General features: G+C 66.5%; 4 protein-coding genes and 1 tRNA gene. All 5 read left to right on the plus strand.

Features of this window, described 5'->3' with window-relative positions:
* Positions 1-16 precede the first annotated feature (16 nt).
* The 5 genes from ABY44_RS07570 (at position 17) to ABY44_RS07590 (ending at position 6,210) form a co-directional block, all read left to right on the plus strand.
* Positions 17-1,564, plus strand: a complete 1,548-nt coding sequence (locus tag ABY44_RS07570) for a sensor histidine kinase (RefSeq protein WP_060174912.1) — start codon at positions 17-19, stop codon at positions 1,562-1,564.
* 225 nt (positions 1,565-1,789) lie between these two features.
* Positions 1,790-3,448 carry an MFS transporter gene (locus tag ABY44_RS07575; RefSeq protein WP_060174911.1) on the plus strand — a complete coding sequence of 553 codons (1,659 nt, stop codon included), beginning with the start codon at positions 1,790-1,792 and terminating at the stop codon, positions 3,446-3,448.
* Between the two features lie 155 nt (positions 3,449-3,603).
* Positions 3,604-3,680: transfer RNA gene (locus ABY44_RS07580), tRNA-Met, on the plus strand.
* A gap of 1 nt (position 3,681) precedes the next feature.
* A complete protein-coding gene (locus ABY44_RS07585) occupies positions 3,682-3,897 on the plus strand; it encodes a hypothetical protein (protein WP_155638024.1) in 216 nt (71 codons plus the stop codon).
* A gap of 120 nt (positions 3,898-4,017) precedes the next feature.
* Positions 4,018-6,210 carry a hypothetical protein gene (locus ABY44_RS07590; protein WP_060174910.1) on the plus strand — a complete coding sequence of 731 codons (2,193 nt, stop codon included), beginning with the start codon at positions 4,018-4,020 and terminating at the stop codon, positions 6,208-6,210.
* The last annotated feature ends 103 nt before the right edge of the window (positions 6,211-6,313 follow it).

The following is a 6,313-nucleotide window of genomic DNA, read 5'->3' on the forward strand; positions in this document are numbered from 1 at the left end:
CCCGGGCGTCGCCGCGATGGCCACGCCGGCCCCTACCCGCCACCCGACCGGCGCGCCGTCGTCGGCCGCCGACGAGGCGCGCGACGCGCGCTACGAGAACCCGTTCGCGCCGCCCGACGAAACCGATGCGCCCGAGGCGCCGCGCCCGCGCTCCCTGTTCGGCGAGATCCTCGACTGGATGCTCGCGCCGCTGCTGCTGCTGTGGCCGATGAGCATCGCCGTCACCTACCTCGTCGCGAAGACGATCGCGAACGGTCCGTTCGATCGCGCGCTCGAGACCAACGCGTACGTGCTCGCGCGGCAGATCCATCCGGTAAACGGCGTCGCCGAGCTGACGCTGCCGCAGCAGACGCGCGACTTCCTGCGCGCGGACAACGTCGACAGCGTCTATTTCCAGGTGCTCGGCACCCGCGGCGAACTGGTCGCGGGCGAAGCCGACATGCCGCTGCCGCGCGACGAGGACCGCCCGCCGCCGGGCGTCGTCATGTTCCGCGACGACCTGCTGCGCGGCAACGACGTGCGCGTCGCGTATACGACGGTCGCGCTGCCGCAATCGGACAGCGCACAGCCCGTGCTCGTGCAGGTCGGTGAAACGCTGGACAAGCGCAACGCGCTCGCGAACGACATCATCAAGGGCGTGATCCTGCCGCAGTTCGTGATCCTGCCGCTCGCGATCCTGCTGGTCTGGTTCGGGCTGTCGCGCGGGCTCGCGCCGCTCAACGCGCTGCAGGCGCACATCCGCGCGCGGCGGCCCGACGACCTGTCGCCGGTCGAGGCGCAGCGCGCGCCGCCCGAGATCGAGCCGCTCGTCACGTCGTTCAACGACCTGCTCGCCCGTCTCGAACAGAACATGGCGCTGCAAAAGCGCTTCATCGCCGACGCCGCCCACCAGATGAAGACGCCGCTCGCGGGCCTGCGCACGCAGGCCGAGTTCGCGCTGCGCCACCCCGTGCCGCCCGACGTGCAGCGCTCGCTCGAGCAGATCGCGACGAGCTCCGAGCAGGCCGCGCGGCTCGTCACGCAACTGCTCGCGCTGGCGCGCGCCGAGAACCGTGCGAGCGGGCTGACGTTCGAGCCGGTCGAAATCGCCTCGCTCGCGCGGCGCGCGGTGCGCGACTGGGTGCAGGCCGCGCTCGCGAAACGCATGGATCTCGGCTACGAAGGCCCGCCGGACGACACGCCGCTCGACGTCGACGGCAACCCGGTGATGCTGCGCGAGATGCTCGGCAACCTGATCGACAACGCGATCCGCTACACGCCGGAAGGCGGCCGCATCACGGTGCGCGTGCGCGCCGAGCCCGCCGCGCGGTTCGTGCATCTCGAAGTCGAGGACACCGGGCCGGGCATCCCGGCCGCCGAACGCGAGCGCGTCGTCGAGCGCTTCTACCGGATCCTCGGCCGCGAAGGCGACGGCAGCGGCCTCGGGCTCGCGATCGTGCGCGAGATCGCCACGCAGCACGGCGGCACGCTGACGCTCGACGATCACGTCTACCAGCACGCCCCGCGCCTCGCCGGCACGCTCGTGCGCGTCAGCCTGCCGCTGACCGAAGCCGCCCCGGATTAACCCTGACGCGCGCCGCCGCAGGCTGCCCGGATTACGCCGAAATCGACGATTTCGGCGACGTTGCAAGCGTGATAGACACTCAAAGCAGAAACTTAGACGAAAGTTGACGCACATCTGCTTTGCAGGCGCGAGTCAGTCCGCCGTAAGTTTCCCTACCAATAATCGTCAACAGGCCCGCCTCACCCAAGGCGGCCGCACACCTACAAAGGGACTTGGAGACGACTCATGGCAACGTTAGGCGGGCAAATTTCGCACTCGCCGATGACGGGTGAAGAGAAGAAGGTGATCTTCGCGTCGTCGCTCGGCACCGTGTTCGAGTGGTACGACTTTTACCTGGCCGGCTCGCTCGCGGCCTACATCAGCAAGAGCTTCTTCTCCGGCGTCAACCCGACCGCCGCCTTCATCTTCACGCTGCTCGGCTTCGCGGCCGGCTTCGCGGTGCGGCCGTTCGGCGCGATCGTGTTCGGCCGCCTCGGCGACCTCGTCGGCCGCAAGCACACGTTCCTCGTGACGATCGTGATCATGGGCATCTCGACCTTCGTGGTCGGCTTCCTGCCCGGCTACGCGTCGATCGGCATCGCCGCGCCCGTGATCTTCATCGCGATGCGGCTGTTGCAGGGTCTCGCGCTCGGCGGCGAGTACGGCGGCGCGGCGACCTACGTCGCCGAGCACGCGCCGGCCAACCGTCGCGGCTTCTACACCGCGTGGATCCAGACGACCGCCACGCTCGGCCTGTTCCTGTCGCTGCTCGTGATCCTCGGCGTGCGCACCTTCATCGGCGAGGAAGCGTTCGGCAGCTGGGGCTGGCGCGTGCCGTTCGTCGCGTCGATCCTGCTGCTCGCGGTGTCGGTGTGGATCCGGATGCAGTTGAACGAATCGCCGGTGTTCCTGCGCATCAAGGCGGAAGGCAAGACGTCGAAGGCGCCGCTGACCGAAGCGTTCGGCCAGTGGAAGAACCTGAAGATCGTGATCCTCGCGCTCGTCGGCCTGACCGCCGGCCAGGCCGTCGTGTGGTACACGGGCCAGTTCTACGCGCTGTTCTTCCTCACGCAGACGCTGAAGGTGGACGGGGCGAGCGCGAACATCCTGATCGCGATCGCGCTGCTGATCGGCACGCCGTTCTTCCTGTTCTTCGGTTCGCTGTCGGACAAGATCGGCCGCAAGCCGATCATCCTCGCGGGCTGCCTGATCGCGGCACTGACCTACTTCCCGCTGTTCAAGGCGCTCACGCACTACGCGAACCCGCAGCTCGAGATCGCCACGCAGAAGTCACCGATCACGGTCATCGCCGATCCGGCCGCCTGTTCATTCCAGTTCAACCCGGTGGGTACGTCGAAGTTCACGAACTCGTGCGACATCGCGAAGAGCGCGCTCGCGAAAGCCGGCCTGAACTACGAGAACGTCGCGGCACCAGCCGGCGCGACGGCGCAGATCAAGGTGGGCGACACGGTGATCCCGGCCTACGAAGGCAAGGCGGCCGACGCGAAGGCGCAGGGCGCGGCGTTCGACAAGACGCTCGGGGCGACGCTGAAGGCGGCCGGCTACCCGGCCAAGGCGGACCCGGCGCAGCTCAACTGGCCGATGACGATCGTGATCCTGACGATCCTCGTGATCTACGTGACGATGGTCTATGGCCCGATCGCCGCGATGCTGGTCGAGATGTTCCCGACGCGGATCCGCTACACGTCGATGTCGCTGCCCTATCACATCGGCAACGGCTGGTTCGGCGGCTTCCTGCCGGCCACCGCGTTCGCGATCGTCGCGGCGAAGGGCGACATCTACTCGGGCCTCTGGTATCCGATCGTGATCGCGCTGGCCACGTTCGTGATCGGCCTGCTGTTCGTCAAGGAGACGAAGGACTCGAACATCTACGCGCAGGATTGAGGATGAAGGGCGGGTTGTCGTTTGCCGGACGCGGGTTCCGGCGAACGACAACCCGCCCCACAGCGAGGCCGGCACGGGCCGCCGGCAACTTTTTTCGCGGAAGATGAAAAAAGGTGTTGACAGCCCGAGCGTCGATCTACATAATTCAACTCTTCGGCGAATTAGCTCAGTCGGTTAGAGCGACGGAATCATAATCCGCAGGTCCGGGGTTCGAGTCCCTGATTCGCCACCAAATGCGAAAGCCGCTGTTTCGAAAGAAACAGCGGCTTTTTCATTTTTCCGATGTCACGGCAAGTGGCACGGATGATCGAAATTCCCCGCCCGCGACGCGATCGCCACAGCACCTGGTATCTCCGGGTCGCCCCAATCTCTTCAAGCTGCGCTCAGCACCCGGCGACCTGAACAACATCAATCTCAACGAAGGCATCATCAACGCCTGTACGCGGTGATACCGAACGGCGCAAAAATCGATACCCCGCGCAATGCCGCCCGGCACACCGCAGTACGCACACGACACCGCGCTTAGAATCGGTACGTCCAAATTCCCGCTGCATCCAGGCATAACGTCAATGAGAAAACGCCTCGCATGCTTCCTGTCGATTCTGATCGGCATCGCAATCCCGCTCGCCTGCCAGGCCGACCCGCTGCCAGACACCACCGTCGACGGCCTGCATTGGAGATTCGAGCAACTGCACGACACCGGGCACAACGACGATTACGAAGTAGCCGCCCGTCGAGGCGAACAGGTCCTCATCTGGGACAACGGCAAGAACCGGCAAGCTTATGCGGAAGCCGTGTTCCTGTTGGTCTCCGCTCCCTATGACCAGGTGCAGCCGCTCGTGCAGCACGTGCTGCAACGGACGAGCCCGGTCAAGGCCAGTGCCGATAGCTGGCAGTTGCAGAATTTGCCGGACCCCTGGAGCCATGTCCTGTTGTCGCGCCGGCCGGACCTGCGCGCAGCCATCGCCGACCATGCGACCCTGCCGAAACTGCAGCAGGCGCTGCAACAAGGTGCAATCACCCGGCAGGAACTGGACTGGCGCATGGATCAGGCTCGGGCCCGCGTCGACCGGCTGTTCCGCGGCTCCGGCCTGCCCGCGCTGCAACCCACCTACGCGTTCTGGGAAGCCCGCCAGGATCACAGCGACGGCATCACCGGCCAGTACCGGAGCGCGCTGTTCGTCCGGGTGCAGGACACAAGCACCCTATTCGGGCATCCGGCGACGGTCGTTCAGTTCGGTCGCATCGACTCCCGGCCCAACCCCGACTACAGCCTGTGGAAGGCATTGACACTCCAGGACCTGGACGTGTTCAGCGGCAACCGGACGCAATCCAGCAGGACCGGCATCTCCGTCGTCCCGGCCGACGTGTTCACGGCATTGACCGACGCGTTGTCCGCACTGCCAGCCAGGCTGGAAATCGCCACGTCGCCCGCTGCATGGCAGTTGCCCTCGGCACCGTCGATGCCGCCCCCCGCCATCAAGCTGGTGGCGTCGGACCCGAGCGCCCCGGTAATCAAGCCGTCGATCATCCGCTGGGACAAGTTCGTGACCGACCCGTCGCAACGCACGTTGCTGTACCCGCACGACATCCTCGGCCTGCCGGATGGCAGCCTGCTGTTCAGCGCCCAGGTGGCCGACAACCGCGGCTGGAACGAGTACGTGTGGCGGCTGCGCGCGGCCAACGGCGCGTTGCAGGCGGACGAAATCTGGCACGGCAAGGAGGGGCCGCGACAGATGATGATCAACGGCGACGGCAGCGCCGTCTGGTTCGACGGCCAGCCCGACGCCAAGAGCAAGCCAAGCCTGTACCGATACGACATCGCGAGCAGCAAGGTCGATCGTCATGAAGTCGTCTGGCCGAGCGAGACCGATTGGCGAGACCATCAGATGAGCGATATGTCCTGGATTCTCGATGACGATCTGCCGGCCAATTTCTGGCATGACCTTCGGCATGGCGAGAAGGACGCGAATCCGGTCGGCTCCGCGTTCCTGACCGTGCAGCGCCCGGCGTCACCGCCGCCGGGCAACGACGATCCATGGCCGTTCGTCACGACGCTTTCGTCGGTACGCCAGTCGCTGATGGACGAGATCAGCAACGGCAGCAATGCGCTGATCTGGCCGGTACGCTGGCGGCCTTCCGGGAGCTACTGGACGGAGGATTCGCAAGGGCTCGCCGAGCTGGACGCCCGCACCGGCCGCACGCTGCGTACGATCGCGTTGCCCCGGCGCATCGGCACACCGGATTCCTTCAGCGCCGCCGGCGCCGCGCAATGGGTGCCCAAGCCGCTCGGCTCGCCGCAGGGTCACTGGATCGCGACAGGCTTCGAGCTGTTGCTCGACGACGACGGCAGCATGCCACCTCCCGTGAAGGCCCCGGGTCCGAAACGGGCGCGCTTCGTCGGCATGCATGTGGTGGATCTCAAGAACGGGCACGTACTGTCGGCCCTGCTGGGCGCTGCCGACACCTTCAAGGCCGCCGCCCGTTCGGCAAACGGTCGCTTCCTTGCGATGGGTACGACCTGCAAAGCGGGCGGCTGGCAACATCGCGTGGCACTCTGGGATGTCGCACAGGGCCACACGCCCGTGCAGCTCGACGCATCGTCGCTACCCAAAAACAGCGAGATCCAGGCGCTGGCCTTTTCGTGGGACGGTTCTGCGCTGTGGGCAATCGGCACGCGCGAACTGATGCTGTGGAAATTGCCCGCCGCACTGCGCGATCGCGCGGGGCAAGGCGCTGTTCCGGATCAATCCCGCAACTGAAACCGCGGCATCGACACGCGGCTTTTCCGGGACGCCAACACCGCGGTGACCGGCGGCACGGCCACCCCGGCCGCGCCCCGGCGCCTCACGCCGCCACCGCCCC

The organism is Burkholderia sp. ZZQ-2, assembly GCF_050768715.1.
GTDB lineage: Bacteria > Pseudomonadota > Gammaproteobacteria > Burkholderiales > Burkholderiaceae > Burkholderia > Burkholderia cepacia.